Annotated in this window: 15 protein-coding genes; 12 read left to right on the top strand and 3 right to left on the bottom strand. The window is 70.8% G+C overall.

Annotated features, from left to right (window positions below; all coding sequences use genetic code 11):
* Positions 1-118 precede the first annotated feature (118 nt).
* The 8 genes from ruvC to ACGFZW_RS18655 all read left to right on the top strand — a co-directional run bounded on the left by ruvC (position 119) and on the right by ACGFZW_RS18655 (position 9,654).
* On the top strand, positions 119-697 hold the full coding sequence (gene ruvC, locus ACGFZW_RS18690) for a crossover junction endodeoxyribonuclease RuvC (protein WP_393894232.1): 579 nt from the start codon (positions 119-121) through the stop codon (positions 695-697).
* Positions 694-1,314, top strand: a complete 621-nt coding sequence (gene ruvA, locus ACGFZW_RS18685) for a Holliday junction branch migration protein RuvA (RefSeq protein WP_393894231.1) — start codon at positions 694-696, stop codon at positions 1,312-1,314. Before ruvC ends, ruvA begins: the two co-directional genes overlap by 4 nt.
* Before the next feature lie 121 nt (positions 1,315-1,435).
* Positions 1,436-2,539 (top strand): Holliday junction branch migration DNA helicase RuvB, encoded by a 1,104-nt coding sequence (gene ruvB / locus ACGFZW_RS18680; protein ID WP_393894230.1) that lies wholly within the window; start codon positions 1,436-1,438, stop codon positions 2,537-2,539.
* Between the two features lie 162 nt (positions 2,540-2,701).
* Positions 2,702-3,241: a preprotein translocase subunit YajC gene (gene yajC / locus ACGFZW_RS18675; RefSeq protein ID WP_393894229.1), complete on the top strand. Its 540-nt coding sequence runs from the start codon at positions 2,702-2,704 to the stop codon at positions 3,239-3,241.
* Positions 3,242-3,392: 151 nt separating this feature from the next.
* On the top strand, positions 3,393-5,177 hold the full coding sequence (secD, locus tag ACGFZW_RS18670) for a protein translocase subunit SecD (RefSeq protein WP_393894228.1): 1,785 nt from the start codon (positions 3,393-3,395) through the stop codon (positions 5,175-5,177).
* 1 nt (position 5,178) lies between these two features.
* A complete protein-coding gene (gene secF / locus ACGFZW_RS18665) occupies positions 5,179-6,297 on the top strand; it encodes a protein translocase subunit SecF (protein ID WP_393894227.1) in 1,119 nt (372 codons plus the stop codon).
* Positions 6,294-6,842, top strand: a complete 549-nt coding sequence (locus ACGFZW_RS18660) for an adenine phosphoribosyltransferase (protein WP_393894226.1) — start codon at positions 6,294-6,296, stop codon at positions 6,840-6,842. Before secF ends, ACGFZW_RS18660 begins: the two co-directional genes overlap by 4 nt.
* A 172-nt stretch (positions 6,843-7,014) precedes the next feature.
* Positions 7,015-9,654: a RelA/SpoT family protein gene (locus ACGFZW_RS18655; RefSeq protein WP_393894225.1), complete on the top strand. Its 2,640-nt coding sequence runs from the start codon at positions 7,015-7,017 to the stop codon at positions 9,652-9,654.
* 96 nt (positions 9,655-9,750) lie between these two features.
* Here the strand turns inward: ACGFZW_RS18655 and ACGFZW_RS18650 are convergent, their stop codons facing one another.
* Positions 9,751-10,980, bottom strand: coding sequence for a DUF349 domain-containing protein (locus tag ACGFZW_RS18650; protein WP_393894224.1), 1,230 nt, complete (start codon positions 10,978-10,980; stop codon positions 9,751-9,753).
* Between the two features lie 254 nt (positions 10,981-11,234).
* A complete protein-coding gene (locus ACGFZW_RS18645; RefSeq protein ID WP_393894223.1) occupies positions 11,235-12,056 on the bottom strand; it encodes a peptidylprolyl isomerase in 822 nt (273 codons plus the stop codon).
* Between the two features lie 171 nt (positions 12,057-12,227).
* On the opposite strand from ACGFZW_RS18645, the gene ACGFZW_RS18640 reads away from it, so the two are divergent.
* From ACGFZW_RS18640 to ACGFZW_RS18625, 4 genes are all read left to right on the top strand, one after another.
* Positions 12,228-12,941, top strand: a complete 714-nt coding sequence (locus ACGFZW_RS18640; protein WP_393894222.1) for an MBL fold metallo-hydrolase — start codon at positions 12,228-12,230, stop codon at positions 12,939-12,941.
* An 11-nt stretch (positions 12,942-12,952) separates the two neighbouring features.
* Positions 12,953-14,215 carry a histidine--tRNA ligase gene (hisS, locus tag ACGFZW_RS18635; protein WP_393894221.1) on the top strand — a complete coding sequence of 421 codons (1,263 nt, stop codon included), beginning with the start codon at positions 12,953-12,955 and terminating at the stop codon, positions 14,213-14,215.
* Positions 14,216-14,555: 340 nt separating this feature from the next.
* The gene (locus ACGFZW_RS18630) at positions 14,556-15,203 is read left to right on the top strand and encodes a vitamin K epoxide reductase family protein (protein WP_393894220.1); all 648 of its coding nucleotides are present in this window, start codon (positions 14,556-14,558) and stop codon (positions 15,201-15,203) included.
* Positions 15,204-15,269: 66 nt separating this feature from the next.
* Entirely contained in the window at positions 15,270-16,628 is a 1,359-nt protein-coding gene (locus tag ACGFZW_RS18625; protein WP_393894219.1) for a replication-associated recombination protein A, read from the top strand.
* A 93-nt stretch (positions 16,629-16,721) separates the two neighbouring features.
* On the opposite strand, the gene ACGFZW_RS18620 is transcribed toward ACGFZW_RS18625, so the two are convergent.
* Positions 16,722-17,474, bottom strand: coding sequence for a DUF2470 domain-containing protein (locus ACGFZW_RS18620; RefSeq protein ID WP_393894218.1), 753 nt, complete (start codon positions 17,472-17,474; stop codon positions 16,722-16,724).
* Positions 17,475-17,478: the final 4 nt, after the last annotated feature.

Below are 17,478 nucleotides of genomic sequence, written 5' to 3'. Positions count from 1 at the left end.
TTGTTGAGCGTTGCGCGGTGCGACGGGCCGGCGGGACACACCCCGCCGGCCCGTCGCATTGTCAGTGGCAGCCGATAGCCTGCAGGAACACATGGTCGAGCCGGAGGGGAGGGGCCCGATGAAGGTTCTTGGCGTGGACCCGGGGCTGACGCGCTGCGGAGTCGGCGTGGTGGACGGCGTCGCGGGCCGCCCGCTGAGCATGGTCGGCGTCGGTGTCGTCCGGACCCCGGCGGACGCCGACATCGCGCACCGACTCGTCCTGATCGAGCGCGGCATCGACGCATGGCTCGATGAGCACCGGCCCGAATTCGTCGCCGTGGAGCGGGTGTTCAGCCAGCACAACGTCCGTACGGTCATGGGCACCGCCCAGGCCAGCGCGGTCGCCATGCTGTGCGCCGCCCGCCGCGGACTGCCGGTCGCGCTGCACACCCCCAGTGAGGTCAAGGCAGCCGTCACCGGCTCGGGCCGGGCCGACAAGGCCCAGGTCGGCGCCATGGTGACGCGCCTGCTGCGGCTCGACGCACCACCGAAGCCGGCCGACGCGGCCGATGCTCTCGCCCTGGCCATCTGCCACATCTGGCGCGCCCCCGCGGTCAACCGCCTCCAGCAGGCGCATGCCGCGGCCCGCCGCGCCGCCCCCGCCTCCCTCCCGTCCCCCGGCCCGCGCCGGGTGGCACCCCAGAAGGGCACCCGATGATCGCCTTCGTCTCCGGCCCGGTCGCGGCCCTCGCCCCGGACACCGCCGTCGTCGAGGTCGGCGGTGTCGGCATGGCCGTGCAGTGCACCCCGAACACCCTGTCCGGGCTGCGCATCGGCCAGCAGGCCAAGCTCGCCACCTCCCTCGTCGTGCGGGAGGACTCCCTCACCCTCTACGGCTTCGCCGACGACGACGAACGGCAGACCTTCGAGCTGCTGCAGACCGCCAGCGGCGTCGGCCCCCGGCTCGCCCAGGCCATGCTGGCCGTGCACTCCCCTGACACCCTGCGCCTGGCCGTTTCCACCGGCGACGAGAAGACGCTCACCGCGGTGCCCGGCATCGGCAAGAAGGGCGCGCAGAAGCTGCTCCTGGAGCTGAAGGACCGCCTCGGCGCGCCGGTGGGCACCGCCCGCGCCGGCGTCGGCAGCGCCGTCACGGCCGGCTGGCGCGACCAGCTGCACGCCGCGCTGATCGGCCTCGGCTACGCCACCCGGGAGGCGGAAGAAGCCGTCGCCGCGGTCGCCCCGCAGGCCGACGCGGCGGTCGCCGACGGGGGGCAGCCCCAGGTGCCGCAGCTCCTCAAGGCCGCCCTGCAGACCTTGAACCGGGCGCGGTGAGCCGCGCCTCCCGGGGTCCGGCGGTCCGTCGCGGCCGGCCCGGCGCCGCCGCGACTCCAGGCCCCCGACCGCATCACCACGCAGGCGGCCCGGCCGCCCCGACCCCGCGAGGCAATCCGTAGTGAACTGGGACGACACCGCACCGTCCGCCGCCGATGACATCGCCGCCGACGCCGCCACCGGCGCGGCCGACCGGCTCGTCGGGGCGGACGCCGACGGCGAGGACACCGCTGTCGAGGCCGCTCTGCGGCCCAAGGACCTCGAAGAATTCGTGGGCCAGGAGCGGGTGCGCGAACAGCTCGACCTGGTGCTGCGGGCGGCCCGCGCGCGGGGCGCCACCGCCGACCACGTCCTGCTGTCCGGAGCCCCGGGGCTCGGCAAGACCACCCTCTCCATGATCATCGCGGCCGAGATGGGCGCCCCGATCCGCATCACCTCCGGCCCCGCCATCCAGCACGCCGGAGATCTCGCCGCGATCCTCTCCTCCCTCCAGGAGGGCGAGGTCCTCTTCCTGGACGAGATCCACCGGATGTCCCGGCCCGCCGAGGAAATGCTCTACATGGCGATGGAGGACTTCCGCGTCGACGTGATCGTCGGCAAGGGCCCGGGCGCCACCGCCATCCCCCTGGAGCTCCCGCCCTTCACCCTGGTCGGCGCCACCACTCGGGCCGGCCTGCTGCCGCCCCCGCTGCGCGACCGCTTCGGCTTCACCGGCCACATGGAGTTCTACGCCCCCGTCGAGCTGGAGCGGGTCATCCACCGCTCGGCCGGCCTGCTGGACGTCCACATAGAGGCCGACGGCGCCGCCGAGATCGCCGGCCGCTCCCGCGGCACCCCGCGTATCGCCAACCGCCTGCTGCGCCGCGTCCGTGACTACGCCCAGGTCAAGGCCGACGGCGTGATCACCCGCGAGATCGCCTCGCAGGCCCTGGGCGTCTACGAGGTCGACGAGCGCGGCCTGGACCGCCTGGACCGTGCCGTGCTGACGGCCCTGCTCAAGCTGTTCGGCGGCGGCCCGGTCGGGCTGTCGACGCTGGCCGTCGCGGTGGGGGAGGAGCGCGAGACGGTCGAGGAGGTCGCCGAGCCCTTTCTGGTGCGCGAGGGCCTGCTCGCCCGTACGCCCCGTGGCCGGATCGCCACCCCCGCGGCCTGGGCCCATCTGGGGCTCGTCCCGCCGCAGCAACAATCGGGAGGAACCGGTCAGCAGGGCCTGTTCGGAGGCTGACGGCGCGGAGACTCGCCGGGTCAGGAACTGCGGTGCGATGCTGGGCGTTGTTCCACCGGTGGCTACTCGCTTAGACTCCGCCGATGCCGTCCGAATGGACCGGCATTCCCACCCCCGTATATCAGACCGCGCATCAGCGGTCGTGCGAAGGATTTCCGTCCCGTGAGTATCGTGACTCTCCTCCCCTTCATCGTCCTCATCGGGGCCATGTTCCTGATGACCCGCTCTGCGAAGAAGAAGCAGCAGGCGGCCGCCCAGATGCGCAATGAAATGCAGCCCGGCACCGGCGTCCGGACGATCGGCGGCATGTACGCCACCGTCAAGGAAATCCACGAGGACACCGTCCTCCTTGAGGTTGCTCCCAGCGTGCACGCCATTTACGCCAAGAACGCCATTGGCGCGGTTCTCCCCGACGAGGAGTACAACCGCATTCTCGATGGTGCCGACCCGGTCTCCCACGACGAGCCGGTCGTCCCGGACGACGCCTCGTCGCTGACCGGCGCCACCGCCGCCGACGCCCCCGAGACGGGCGACAAGGCCGACAAGATCGACCTGGGCAAGGGCGAGACCCCGGCCGAGCCGGCCGCCGCGGCCGATGAGCCCGCCGCCGAGGAAGCCGCCAAGGCCGACTCCGACACCGCCAAGAGCGACACGGAGCCCGCCAAGGACGACAAGAAGGCCGGCGGCGCCGACGCGAAGTAGTCCCGCCCCGGACGGAACCGCGGAGCACCCCTGAGCGGTGCACCGCGGTTCCGGGACGGTCTAGGCTCCGGCGGGGGCACGTCCCCACAACACTTCGTGGCCGCTCGGCAGACACCCGAAGCCGAGTGGTTGGACAGGGAGATACGAGAAGGTGGCAGCACCGAAGAAGGGCCGCAGGGCGCCCGCGAGCCAGGGTCATCCGGGGCGCACCCTGGTCCTGATCCTGATCGCGATGGTCGCTCTGGTCGGAGGCATGTTCTACTCCGGCACGCTGACGCCCCGACTGGGCATCGACCTGGCCGGTGGCACCAGCTTCACGCTGGCGGCCCAGAATCAGCCGGGCAAGCCCAACGCGATCAACGAGACCAACATGAACACCGCCGCCGGCATCATGGAGCGGCGGGTCAACGGCCTCGGTGTCACCGAGTCCGAGGTCCAGACGCAGGGCAGCAACCACATCATCGTGAACATCCCCAAGGGGACGGACGCGAAGCAGGCCCGCCAGCAGGTCGGTACCACCGCCCAGCTCGGATTCCGGCCGGTGTTGACCACCACCGCCGGCGCCAAGACCCCCGACCCCTCGGCCAGCCCCTCCCCGGGCGGCAAGAACGGCAAGGGCGAGGACGGCAAGAGCAAGGTCGGTCCGGGCACCAAGGACGCCGGCAAGCAGAGCGCCGGTTCCTCCCCGCAGCCCGGCGCGAGCGCCACGACACAGGGCAGGGCCGTCACGGACTCCCTGAAGAAGGCGCCGTCCGCCACGCCGACCCCCTCCGGCAAGCCCAAGCCCTCCATTCCCCCGGTGCCGCCCACCGGTGGCGCCGCGGACCTCCCGCCCGCCGTGCAGAAGCAGCTCGCCGCGCTGGACTGCTCCACCAAGGAGAAGCGCGCCACGGCCGGCCAGCAGGCCGCCAACTCCAAGCCGACGGACACGATCGTCGCCTGCAAGGACGACGGTTCGCAGAAGTACGCGCTCGGCCCGGTCGCCGTCGAGGGCACCGACGTCAAGGACGCCAAGGCCGTCTTCGACAGCCAGCAGGGCCAGGGCTGGATCGTCCAGATGGACTTCACCTCCGACGGAGGCAAGAAGTTCGCGGACATCACCGGCAAGCTCGCCACCAAGACGCAGCCGCAGAACCAGTTCGCGATCGTCCTGGACGGCGCGGTGGTCTCCGACCCGCGCGTCAGCCAGCAGCTCAACGGCGGTAACGCCACCATCTCCGGCGGCTTCACCCAGCAGTCCGCCGAGGACCTCGGCAACATGCTGTCCTACGGCGCGCTGCCGCTGTCCTTCAAGATCGACGACGAGACCACGGTCACCGCGGCCCTGGGCGGCGAGCAGCTGCACGCCGGTCTGATCGCCGGCGCGATCGGTCTGGCCCTGGTCGTCATCTATCTGGTCGCCTACTACCGCGGCCTGGCGCTGGTCGCGCTGGCGAGCCTCGCGGTCTCGGCGGTCCTGACGTACACGATCATGACGCTGCTCGGCCCGGCCATCGGCTTCGCGCTGAACCTACCGGCGGTCTGTGGCGCCATCGTCGCCATCGGTATCACCGCCGACTCCTTCATCGTCTACTTCGAACGCATCCGGGACGAGATCCGCGAGGGCCGCACGCTCCGCCCGGCCGTCGAACGCGGCTGGCCACGCGCCCGCCGCACGATCATGGTCTCCGACTTCGTGTCGTTCCTGGCCGCAGCGGTGCTGTTCATCGTCACCGTCGGCAAGGTGCAGGGCTTCGCGTTCACGCTCGGCCTGACCACCGTCCTCGACGTCGTCGTGGTCTTCTTCTTCACCAAGCCGCTGATGACGCTGCTGGCCCGGCGGAAGTTCTTCGCCGACGGCCACCCGTGGTCCGGTCTGGATCCCAAGCGACTGGGCGCCAAGCCCCCGCTGCGACGCCGCCGCGGTACCGCCCCCACCGAGACGAAGGAGGCGTGAGATGTCGAAGCTCGGAAACATCGGCGCCCGGCTCTACCGCGGCGAGGTCGGCTACGACTTCATCGGCAAGCGGAAGATCTGGTACGGCATCTCGATCCTCATCACCATCACGGCCATCGTCGGCCTGGCGGTACGGGGCCTGAACATGGGCATCGAGTTCTCCGGTGGTGCGGTCTTCACCACCCCCGAGACCTCGGTGTCCGCCTCGGAGGCACAGCACAAGGCCGAGTCCGCGGCCGGCGGCCGCCAGGCCGTGGTGCAAAAGCTCGGCGGCGGCTCGCTGCGCATCCAGATCAGCGGCCTGGACACCAAGCAGGCCGTCCCGGTCCAGGAAGAGCTCGCCAAGGACCTGAACGTCCCGGTCAAGGACGTCAACACCCAGCTGGTCGGCCCGAGTTGGGGTGAGCAGATCGCCAACAAGGCCTGGCTGGGCCTGGGGATCTTCATGATCCTCGTGGTGATCTACCTCGCCATCGCCTTCGAGTGGCGTATGGCGCTGGCCGCCCTGATCGCGCTGATCCACGACCTCACGATCACGGTCGGCATCTACGCCCTGGTCGGCTTCGAGGTCACCCCCGGCACGGTCATCGGTCTGCTGACGATTCTCGGTTACTCCTTGTACGACACGGTCGTCGTCTTCGACAGCCTGAAGGAAGCCTCCAAGGACATCACCAAGCAGACCCGCTTCACTTACAGCGAGATCGCCAACCGCAGCATCAACGGCACCCTGGTGCGCTCCATCAACACCACCGTCGTGGCGCTGCTGCCCGTCGCAGGCCTGCTCTTCGTCGGCGGCGGCGTGCTCGGCGCGGGCATGCTCAACGACATCTCGCTGGCCCTGTTCGTCGGCCTCGCCGCCGGTGCCTACTCCTCGATCTTCATCGCCACCCCGCTGGTCGCCGACTTCAAGGAGCGCGAGCCGCAGATGAAGGCGCTGGTCAAGCGGGTGCGGGCCAAGCGCGCCGCGGCCGCGGCCAAGGGCGCGGGCCCGGAGGAGCCGCAGGACTCGGACCCCGCCGGGGCGTCCGGATCCGACGACGACACCGCGGTCGTCGGACCGCGCTCCCAGCCCGCTTCCCGTAACCGCGGACGCGGCCGTCCGTCGGGCAAGCGCCGATGAGCGCCCCCACGGAGCTGCGCGAGCTGCTGCTCAGCCGGATCGCGGACGTCCCGGACTACCCGCAGCCGGGTGTGATGTTCAAGGACATCACCCCGCTGCTGGCCGACGCGGCTGCCTTCGGCGCGCTGACCGACGCGTTCGTCGAGCTGTGCCGGGAGTACCGCGCCGACAAGGTCGTGGGCCTCGAAGCCCGCGGGTTCATCCTCGCCGCGCCCGTCGCGGTCCGCGCCGGAATCGGCTTCGTCCCGGTCCGCAAGGCCGGCAAACTGCCCGGCGCGACGCTCGGGCAGACGTACGCGCTGGAGTACGGCACCGCCGAGATCGAGATCCACGCCGATGCGCTGGCCCCGGGGGACCGGGTGCTGGTGATAGACGACGTGCTCGCCACCGGTGGCACCGCAGACGCCTCCTTGCAGCTGATCCGCCGCGCGGGCGCCGATGTCGCGGGCGTCGCGGTCCTGCTCGAGCTGGGATTCCTCGCCGGACGGGCCCGGCTGGAGCCGGGCCTGAAGGGCGCCCCGCTGGAGGCTCTGATCACGGTCTGAGCCGACCTCCCGGCTCACCACGGCACCAGGGGCACCCGGAAGAATCCGGGTGCCCCTGGTGCTGTGTCATGTACGGAATCATGGCCGCGGGAGAGCCGCGGCCATGAGGTCGATACCATGGCACCCCGACCCGTTCGTGGTCTTGTGGTCCGGAACCGCTTGAGGAGTGCTCTTGCCAGACGAGGCCCAGCCGCTCTCCCCCGGACCGCGTCCGGCGGATTCCCCCGCCGCGCGTCCGGACGAGCCGAAGCCCCAGGACGCGGCTGCCTCGGACACGCCGAAGCCCGAGCGGCAGAGCGCGTCCGACGGCACCGCCGCGCCCCGGCCCTCGGCGGACCGGCCCGCTGCCGCGTCCCCGGCTCCCGCGGACCGCCCCGCCGGGGGCGCCTCCGCAGCCGGCCCGGCGGGCTCCGCGGCCCCGGCGCCCAAGGCCGGTCCGCCCGCCAAGGCAGGTCCGTCCGCGACACCGGCTCCGGCCCCCAAGCCACTGCCGCCCGCCCCGGCCGGCCGCTCCGGATCGCCCAACCGCGTCCGCGCCCGCCTCGCCCGGCTCGGCGTCCAGCGCTCCAGCCCCTACAACCCGGTCCTGGAACCGCTGCTTCGCATCGTGCGCGGCAACGACCCCAAGATCGAGGCGGCGACGCTGCGCCAGATCGAGCGGGCCTACCAGGTCGCCGAGCGCTGGCACCGCGGCCAGAAGCGCAAGAGCGGCGACCCGTACATCACCCACCCGCTCGCGGTGACCACGATCCTCGCCGAGCTGGGCATGGACCCGGCCACCTTGATGGCGGGCCTGCTGCACGACACCGTCGAGGACACCGAGTACGGCCTGGACACCCTGCGCCGCGACTTCGGCGACCAGGTCGCGCTGCTCGTCGACGGCGTCACCAAGCTGGACAAGGTCAAGTTCGGTGAGGCCGCGCAGGCCGAGACCGTCCGCAAGATGGTCGTCGCGATGGCCAAGGACCCGCGGGTGCTGGTCATCAAGCTCGCCGACCGGCTGCACAACATGCGCACCATGCGCTATCTCAAGCGGGAGAAGCAGGAGAAGAAGGCCCGCGAGACGCTGGAGATCTACGCTCCGCTCGCCCACCGCCTGGGCATGAACACCATCAAGTGGGAGCTGGAGGACCTCGCCTTCGCGATCCTCTACCCCAAGATGTACGACGAGATCGTGCGGCTGGTCGCCGAGCGGGCGCCCAAGCGCGATGAGTACCTGGCGATAGTGACCGACGAGGTCCAGGCGGATCTGCGCGCCGCCCGCATCAAGGCCACGGTCACCGGCCGGCCGAAGCACTACTACAGCGTCTACCAGAAGATGATCGTGCGAGGCCGCGACTTCGCCGAGATCTACGACCTGGTGGGCATCCGCGTCCTCGTCGACACCGTCCGCGACTGCTACGCGGCGCTCGGCACCGTCCACGCCCGGTGGAACCCGGTACCGGGGCGGTTCAAGGACTACATCGCGATGCCCAAGTTCAACATGTACCAGTCGCTCCACACGACGGTCATCGGGCCCAACGGCAAGCCCGTCGAGCTGCAGATCCGCACGTTCGACATGCACCGCCGCGCCGAGTACGGCATCGCCGCGCACTGGAAGTACAAGCAGGAGGCCGTCGCCGGCGCCTCCAAGGTGCGTACGGACATCCCCAAGGGTGCGGGCAAGGGCGCGGGCCAGGACACCGTCAACGACATGGCCTGGCTGCGGCAGTTGCTGGACTGGCAGAAGGAGACCGAGGACCCGGGCGAGTTCCTCGAATCGCTGCGCTTCGACCTCTCCCGCAACGAGGTCTTCGTCTTCACGCCGAAGGGCGACGTCATAGCGCTGCCGGCGGGCGCCACCCCGGTGGACTTCGCCTACGCGGTGCACACCGAGGTCGGCCACCGCACGATAGGAGCACGGGTCAACGGGCGTCTGGTACCGCTCGAATCGACCCTGGACAACGGCGACCTGGTGGAGGTCTTCACCTCCAAGGCGCCCGGCGCCGGGCCGTCCCGCGACTGGCTGGGCTTCGTCAAGTCCCCGCGCGCCCGCAACAAGATCCGCGCCTGGTTCTCCAAGGAGCGCCGGGACGAGGCGATCGAGCAGGGCAAGGACGCCATCGCGCGGGCCATGCGCAAGCAGAACCTGCCGATCCAGCGGATCCTGACCGGCGACTCGCTGGTCACCCTCGCCCACGAGATGCGCTACCCCGACATCTCCTCGCTGTACGCGGCCATCGGCGAGGGCCACGTCACCGCGCAGAGCGTCGTGCAGAAGCTGGTGCAGGCGCTCGGCGGGCAGGACGAGGCCACCGAGGACATCGCCGAGTCGACGCCGATCAGGCCGCGTTCGAAGCGGCGCTCCAGCGCCGACCCGGGCGTCGTGGTCAAGGGCGTCGACGATGTGTGGGTCAAGCTCGCCCGCTGCTGTACGCCTGTGCCGGGCGATCCCATCATCGGCTTCGTCACCCGCGGCAGCGGCGTATCGGTGCACCGCGCGGACTGCGTCAACGTCGATTCGCTGTCCAAGCAGCCCGAGCGGATCCTCGAGGTCGAGTGGGCTCCCACCCAGTCCTCGGTCTTCCTGGTCGCCATCCAGGTCGAGGCCCTGGACCGCTCCCGGCTGCTGTCGGACGTCACGAGGGTGCTGTCCGACCAGCACGTCAACATCCTCTCCGCGGCCGTCCAGACCTCCCGCGACCGGGTCGCCACCTCCCGATTCACCTTCGAGATGGGCGATCCCAAGCACCTGGGGCATGTCCTGAAGGCCGTGCGTGGCGTGGAGGGCGTCTACGACGTCTACCGCGTGACCTCGGCTCGCAGGCCTTGACGGCAGGCGGTCGCCGCCCGTGCGCGGCGGTCGCCCACGACATGACGAGGGCCCCGGCAGGCATCGCCTACCGGGGCCCTCCGCCGTGTTCGGTGGTCAGCCGCCGAACTCCTCCAGGCCCTTCAGCGCCTGGTCCAGCAGTGCCTTACGGCCCTCCAGCTCACGGCCGAGCTTGTCCGCCTTGGCGTCGTTGCACTGCGCCCGCGCCGTGTCGATCTGCTTCTCCAGCTTGTCGACGGCGTCCTGGAGCTGGCCCGTCAGCCCCGCGGCGCGCGCCCGCGCCTCGGGGTTGGTACGCCGCCACTCGGTCTCCTCGGACTCCTGGATGGCGCGCTCGACGGCGTGCATCCGACCCTCGATCTTCGGGCGGGCGTCCCGCGGCACGTGGCCGATGGCCTCCCACCGCTCGTTGATCGAGCGGAACGCCGCCCGTGCCGTCTTCAGATCGGAGACCGGAAGGAGCTTCTCGGCCTCGGCGACCAGCTCCTCCTTGCGGGTCAGATTCTCCCGCTGTTCGGTGTCGCGCTCCGCGAAGACCTCGCTGCGCGCCTGGAAGAAGACGTCCTGCGCGCCGCGGAAGCGGTTCCACAGGTCGTCCTCGTGCTCGCGCTGGGCGCGGCCGGCCGCCTTCCAGTCCGCCATCAGCTCGCGGTAGCGGGCGGCCGTGGCCCCCCAGTCCGTCGAGTTCGACAGCGACTCGGCGTCGGCGACCAGCTTCTCCTTGGCCTTGCGGGCATCCTCGCGCTGCGCGTCCAGCGACGCGAAGTGCGCCTTGCGGCGCTTGGAGAAGGCCGAGCGGGCGTGCGAGAAGCGGTGCCAGAGCTCGTCGTCGGCCTTGCGGTCCAGACGCGGCAGGCCCTTCCAGGTGTCGACCAGCGCCCGAAGCCGCTCGCCCGCCACCCGCCACTGCTCGCTGGCAGCCAGCTCCTCGGCCTCGGCGACCAGCTTCTCCTTGGCCTGACGGGCCTCGTCGCTCTGCTTGGCCTTCTGCGCCTTGCGCTCCTCGCGCCGCGCCTCGACCGTGGACACGAGCTTGTCCAGCCGCTTCCTCAGCGCTTCCAGATCACCCACCGCGTGGTGCTCGTCGACCTGCTGGCGCAGATGGTCGATCGCGGTCGTGGCGTCCTTCGCCGACAGGTCGGTGGTCTTGACCCGTCGCTCGAGGAGGCCGATTTCGACGACCAGGCCCTCGTACTTGCGCTCGAAGTAGGCGAGGGCCTCCTCGGGAGATCCCGCCTGCCACGATCCGACAACCTGCTCGCCGTCGGCGGTACGCACGTACACGGTCCCCGTCTCATCGACGCGGCCCCATGGGTCGCTGCTCACAGCGCCTCCTCCACATGATGCCGACGAGGGCGTGCGGCCCCCCGGCATCGTCCACAGTTTCTGTCCGGCAGAGCCTCGCCCTGGCCGGTCCGACGGGCTGTCTTGCGGTGAGGGTGGCAGGCCGTCGGAGCAGGCACCCTACACAACGCCAATCTAGGCGAACGGCGGTCGGCTGTCCGCATCCAGCACGACCAAAATTCCGCGGTTCGCACACGGGGGCGACGGCACTTCGCCCCCGGCGGGCCGGGCAGCCGTCAGGATTTCGTGACGGTCGCCCGGTTGATGACGACGGTGGCGTTCGGCGCGGTGTTGTTGGTTGCCGGATCGGCCGTCGAACCCGCTTTGGCGATCTTCCGCAGGACGTCCATACCGCCGGTGATGGTTCCGAACGGTGTGTAGTTGGGGGGCAACTCGCTGTCCTGGTAGACGAGGAAGAACTGGCTGCCGCCGGAGTCGCGGGTCTTGTCGCTCTTGCCGTCGTAGCGGTTGGCCATCGCGACCGTGCCCGCCGGATAGACGTTGCCCTTGATCCGCGGGTCCTTGAGGTTCTCGTCCGGGATGGTGTAGCCGGGGGTGCCCTTGCCGGTGCCGGCCGGGTCGCCGCACTGCAGGACGTAGATGCCCTGGTCGACCAGGCGATGGCACCTGCTGTGGTCGAAGTAGCCCTGGCCTGCGAGGAAGGCGAAGGAGTTCACGGTGTGCGGCGCCTTGCGGGCGTCAAGCTTCAGCTCGATCGGGCCGCAGGTGGTGCCGAGCTGCACGGCGTACGAGGCCGAGGTGTCGACCGTCATCGCCGGCTCCTTCTTCCACGTCTTCTTGGACGGGGAGCCCTTCGCGGGCTTGGCGCAGGGGTCCGGCGCCTTCGTGGGAGTGGCCGCGGCCCGGTCGGAGTCCGCGCCGCCGGCCAGCCCCGCCGAGGCGTAGGCGGCGGCACCGGCGGCAAGGACCACGGCCAGGGCGGACGCCATGATCACATTGCGGCGTTTGGTCTTCCGGCGGGCCGCGGACCGCCGTTGCTGCTGGCGCTCGAACTTCTCCCGGGCGAGCTTCCGCCGCCGCTGATCGCTGCTGACCACCGGTCGTCTCCTTGTCGTGAGCGTTGCGCCGCTCTTGTCTGCCGTGGCCGTACCGTATACGGGTTCGCCCCGCCGGGAGTCCCGCCGGTAGGCTCTCGAGCTGCCGAGATGTTCCGGGATCGGTCCCGCGGACCGCTCTCCGCCGACCTTCACCGACCTTTAAGGACGAACGTGCTGATTGCCGGGTTCCCCGCCGGGGCCTGGGGGACCAACTGCTATCTGGTCGCCCCCGCCGCAGGCGAGGAGTGCGTCATCATCGACCCGGGCCACCAGGCCGCCCAAGGAGTCGAGGACGCCGTCGCGAAGCATCGGCTCAAGCCCGTCGCGGTCATCCTCACCCACGGCCACATCGACCACGTCGCCTCGGTCGTCCCGGTGTGCGGCGCGCATGACGTCCCGGCCTGGATCCACCCCGAGGACCGCTACATGATGAGCGACCCGGAGAAGGCCCTCGGCCGCTCCATCGGTGCGCAGCTCATGGGCGAACTCACCGTGGGGGAGCCGGACGACGTCAAGGAGCTGACCGACGGCGGCGCGCTGGAGCTGGCCGGCATGGAGTTCTCCGTCGCGCACGCGCCGGGCCATACCAAGGGGTCGGTGACGTTCAGGATGCCCGAGCAGGCCGACATCCCGCCGGTCTTCTTCTCGGGCGACCTGCTGTTCGCCGGCTCCATCGGACGTACCGATCTGCCGGGCGGCGACCACGCCGAGATCCTGCAGTCGCTGGCGCGAGTGTGCCTGCCGCTGGAGGACTCCACCGTCGTGCTGTCCGGCCACGGCCCCCAGACCACCATCGGCCGCGAGCGCGCCGTCAACCCCTATCTCCGGGAAGTGGCCGCCGGCTTCGGAGACGGCTTCACCGCCGCTCCGCGACGAGGAATGTGACGAGACCTTCCGTGAGCACCTTTCAGGCCCCCAAGGGCACGTACGACCTGCTCCCCCCGAATTCCGCGACCTATCTCGCGGTGCGCGAGGCGATCTCCTCGCCGCTGCGGAACTCCGGGTACGGCTATATCGAGACGCCCGGCTTCGAGAACGTCGAGCTGTTCGCGCGGGGTGTCGGTGAGTCCACCGACATCGTGACCAAGGAGATGTACGCCTTCGAGACCAAGGGCGGCGACCAGCTCGCGCTGCGCCCCGAGGGCACCGCGTCCGTGCTGCGCGCGGCGCTCGAGGCCAACCTCCACAAGGGCGGCAACCTCCCCGTCAAGCTCTGGTACTCCGGCTCCTACTACCGCTACGAGCGTCCGCAGAAGGGCCGCTACCGCCACTTCTCGCAGGTCGGTGCCGAGGCGATCGGCACGGAGGACCCCGCGCTCGACGCCGAGTTGATCCTCCTGGCCGACCAGGCGTACCGCTCGCTCGGGCTGCGTGAGTTCCGCATCCTGCTGAACTCGCTCGGCGACGCCGAGTGCCGGCCCGTCTACCGCGCCGCCCTGCAGGAGTTCCTCCGGGGTCTGGAGCTGGACGAGGAGACCCGCCGCCGGATCGAGATCAACCCGCTGCGGGTCCTGGACGACAAGCGCGACGCCGTGCAGAAGCAGCTGGTCGGGGCCCCGGCCCTGCGCGACTACCTGTGCGAGGCGTGCAAGGCGTACCACGAGCAGGTGCGCGAACTGCTGACCGCGGCGGGCGTGCGGTTCGAGGACGACGAGAAGCTGGTCCGGGGCCTCGACTACTACACCCGCACCACCTTCGAGTTCGTCCACGACGGCCTGGGCTCGCAGTCCGCGGTGGGCGGCGGCGGTCGCTACGACGGTCTGTCCGAGATGATCGGCGGTCCCGCGCTGCCGTCCGTCGGCTGGGCGCTCGGCGTGGACCGTACGGTCCTGGCGCTTGAGGCGGAGGGCATCACGCTCGACATCCCCGCCGCAACCGCCGTCTACGCCGTCCCGCTCGGCGAGGAGGCCCGCCGGGTGCTGTTCGCCGCGGTCACCGCGCTGCGCAGGGCCGGCGTCGCCACCGACTTCGCGTACGGCGGCAAGGGCCTGAAGAACGCCATGAAGTCGGCCAACCGCTCCGGCGCGCGGCTGGCGCTGGTGGCCGGCGAGCGGGATCTGGCCGAGGGCCTCGTCCAGATCAAGGACCTGGAGAGCGGCGAGCAGACCCCGGTCGCGCTGGACGGCGTCGTCGACGAGATCCGGCGCATCCTGGGCTGAGCCCACGCACGGCAGGCAAGCGCATGAGGGGCCCGGACGGTGACAGCACCGTCCGGGCCCCTCATGTCGCGTGGGCGGTGCGAAGAGGGGCTTCCCCGTCAACGCGGGGCCCGGCCCTTCATCCCGCTGCATGATTCGTCCGCGGGCTCACCGGCGCCCGGGGCGGCGTGGCCCGGGCCGGAAACCGGCGGTGGCGCCGGTCGGGGCGCCCCGCGGCCGTTCGTCTTTATGTTCATCGAACGGTGACCCGTAGTGAAGGTGAGGCAGAATGAGGGACGGCCGCGGCCCCGCGGCTCCGCTAGCTCACCCTCATCTCCCATGGGATCGACGGAACGGCGATATGACGACGACAGCGATTGACGGCGACGTGTCCACCGAAGACGACCGCGCGAGCGGCGCGGGCACCATTGGATCGGGTCGCGGTCTCGCCTGGCTCTTGGTGATCACCGGCGCACTGGGCATCCTGGCCTCCTGGGTCATCACGCTCGACAAGATCGAGCTGCTGAAGGACCCGAACTTCAAGCCGGCCTGCAGCCTCAACCCGATCATCTCCTGCGGCAACGTGATGAAGAGCTGGCAGGCGGAGGTCTTCGGCTTCCAGAACCCGGTCGCCGGGCTGGTCGCGTTCGGCGCGGTCGTCGCGATCGGCATGGGTCTGGTGGCGGGCGCCCGCTACCGCCGCTGGTTCTGGATCGGCCTGAACATCGGCACGCTGCTCGGCACGGTCTTCTGCATGTGGCTGATGTCCCAGTCGCTGTACGTCATCAACTCGCTATGTCTGTGGTGCACGCTGACCTGGTGCGTCACCATCCTGATGTTCTGGTACACCACCGTGCACAACATCAAGCACCGCATCATCCCGTGCCCCGAGGGCCTGCGCAGGAACGTGCTGGAGTTCCACTGGGTCGTGCCGGTTCTCTGGTACGGCGTGATCACACTGCTGATCCTCACCAAGTGGTGGTCGACGTACTGGAGCACCCTGCTCTAGGTCCCCGCCTGCCGGTCAGGACCGTGGCAGGCGGCGTTGTCAGTGGCGTGACATAGGCTCGTGAGCGTGGAGCCCGACCTGTTCACCGCCGCTGCCGAAGACCGTCAAGAGAAGGACCCCGCGGGGTCTCCCCTCGCCGTGCGGATGCGCCCGCGCACCCTCGACGAGGTCGTGGGACAGCAGCATCTGCTCAAGCCGGGCTCGCCCCTGCGCCGCCTGGTGGGGGAGGGCAGCGGAGGACCCGCGGGGCCGTCCTCCGTCTTCCTGTGGGGGCCGCCGGGCATCGGCAAGACGACCCTCGCGTATGTCGTCAGCCAGGCGACGAACAAGCGCTTCGTGGAGCTCTCCGCGATCACCGCGGGCGTCAAGGAGGTCCGGGCGGTCATCGACGGCGCCCGGCGCGCCTCGGGCGGATTCGGGAAGGACACCGTCCTCTTCCTCGACGAGATCCACCGCTTCAGCAAGGCCCAGCAGGACTCCCTGCTCCCGGCCGTCGAGAACCGCTGGGTCACCCTGATCGCAGCGACCACCGAGAACCCGTACTTCTCGGTGATCTCCCCGCTGCTTTCCCGCTCGCTGCTGCTGACCCTCGAACCGCTCACGGACGACGACCTGCGCGGCCTGCTGCACCGGGCCCTGACCGACGCCCGAGGGCTCGCGGGCGCGGTGACCCTCCCCGAGGACACCGAGGCGCATCTGCTGCGTATCGCGGGCGGCGACGCCCGGCGGGCGCTGACGGCCCTGGAGGCGGGCGCCGGATCGGCGCTGTCCAAGGGGGAGAAGGAGATCACCCTCCAGACGCTGGAGGAGTCCGTCGACCGCGCTGCGGTGAAGTACGACCGCAGCGGCGACCAGCACTACGACGTCGCCAGCGCCCTGATCAAGTCCATTCGCGGCTCCGATGTCGATGCCGCTCTGCACTACCTCGCCCGCATGATCGAGGCGGGGGAGGACCCCCGTTTCATCGCCCGCCGGCTGATGATCTCGGCGAGCGAGGACATCGGTCTGGCCGATCCCTCGGCCCTGCAGACCGCGGTCGCCGCCGCCCAGGCCGTGGCGATGATCGGCTTCCCGGAGGCCCGGATCACCCTCGGCCAGGCCACCATCGCCCTCGCCCTGGCCCCCAAGTCGAACGCCGCCTACACCGCGATCGACGCCGCGCTGGCCGACGTCCGGGCGGGCAAGGCGGGCCCGGTGCCGCCGCATCTGCGCGACGGCCACTACAAGGGCGCGGAGAAGCTGGGCCACGGCAAGGGCTACCAGTACCCGCACGACCTGCCGGGCGGCATCGCGGCCCAGCAGTACGCGCCGGACGAGGTGCACGGCACGCGCTACTACACCCCCACCCGGCACGGCGCCGAGGCGCGCTACGCCGACGTCGCCGACCGGGTCCGTGCCCGGCTGCGCGGCGAGACCGGCGACTGACGGCCGCGACGGGCCGCAGCCCGTCGCGGTCAAGGTGGTGCGTCAGCCCCGGCGGCCGTCGTGTCGCCTCTTCGGGTCATTTCGATGCGGGAGTCATTCCGCCGCGGCCTCGAAGAGCGTGTGCATCGCGCGGCGGAGTTCGGCGACATCCCGGACCGGCTCCGGAAAGTCGAACCGGGCATCGAAGGAGCGGTGGTCGGTGTCGGTGAAGCGGACCCGCAGCCCGAAGCGGTCGAGCGCCACCGGCACGACCCGGTCACGCACGCCGCAGATCTGCGACCGGTCGCCGAGCAGCGCGCACAGCCCCCGCACCTGGTCGTCGTGCGCCGTGTGCAGATGCTGCAGCAGCTCCGCCTCGTGGGCCACCAGCGGATCGGGAACGGCGGCGGCGAACTCGTCGGGCTCGACGGGCTCGGCGCCCCACAGATCGTCCACCGCGCCCTCGCCGACCTCCAGGCGGAGCATCATCCAGGCGGCCCGTCCGGACAGCCCCGGCGCAGGCTGGGGCTGGAGTGCCTCGCCGATGCCGAGCAGCTCGCCGACGGGGTGCCGCTCGGCGAGGAGCATCGCCGCCTCGGCGCGCTGCTCGTTGCGTACGGCGGTCAGCCAGCCGGCCACCCAGGCCCGTCCGCGGATGCGGTGCGGTACCGAAACCGGCGCGACATCCGTGATCTCCATCACTGCGGTAAGGTCGTCGTCCTGCGCGTACGCAGCCGCCCGAGCCGCCGCACAGTCGCCAGGGACCAGCAATAGCAGGTCTCCGTCGGGTGTCACGGTTCGGCAGACCGGTGCCGAGAGACCGCTCTCATCGAGGTCCTCGACACCAGGGATGCTCAAAGACGCCATACCA

Origin of the sequence: Streptomyces sp. NPDC048248 (assembly GCF_043201875.1) — a bacterium.
Lineage (GTDB): Bacteria > Actinomycetota > Actinomycetes > Streptomycetales > Streptomycetaceae > Streptomyces.
Note: the sequence above shows the minus strand (reverse complement) of the source record. Positions and strands in the feature narration are given on the sequence as shown.

Coding starts and splice junctions, on each gene's coding strand:
- ruvC (WP_393894232.1), top strand. CDS start 119: ATGAAGGTTCTTGGCGTGGACCCGGGGCTGACGCGCTGCGGAGTCGGC.
- ruvA (WP_393894231.1), top strand. CDS start 694: ATGATCGCCTTCGTCTCCGGCCCGGTCGCGGCCCTCGCCCCGGACACC.
- secF (WP_393894227.1), top strand. CDS start 5,179: ATGTCGAAGCTCGGAAACATCGGCGCCCGGCTCTACCGCGGCGAGGTC.
- ACGFZW_RS18660 (WP_393894226.1), top strand. CDS start 6,294: ATGAGCGCCCCCACGGAGCTGCGCGAGCTGCTGCTCAGCCGGATCGCG.
- ACGFZW_RS18630 (WP_393894220.1), top strand. CDS start 14,556: ATGACGACGACAGCGATTGACGGCGACGTGTCCACCGAAGACGACCGC.
- ACGFZW_RS18620 (WP_393894218.1), bottom strand. CDS start 17,474: ATGGCGTCTTTGAGCATCCCTGGTGTCGAGGACCTCGATGAGAGCGGT.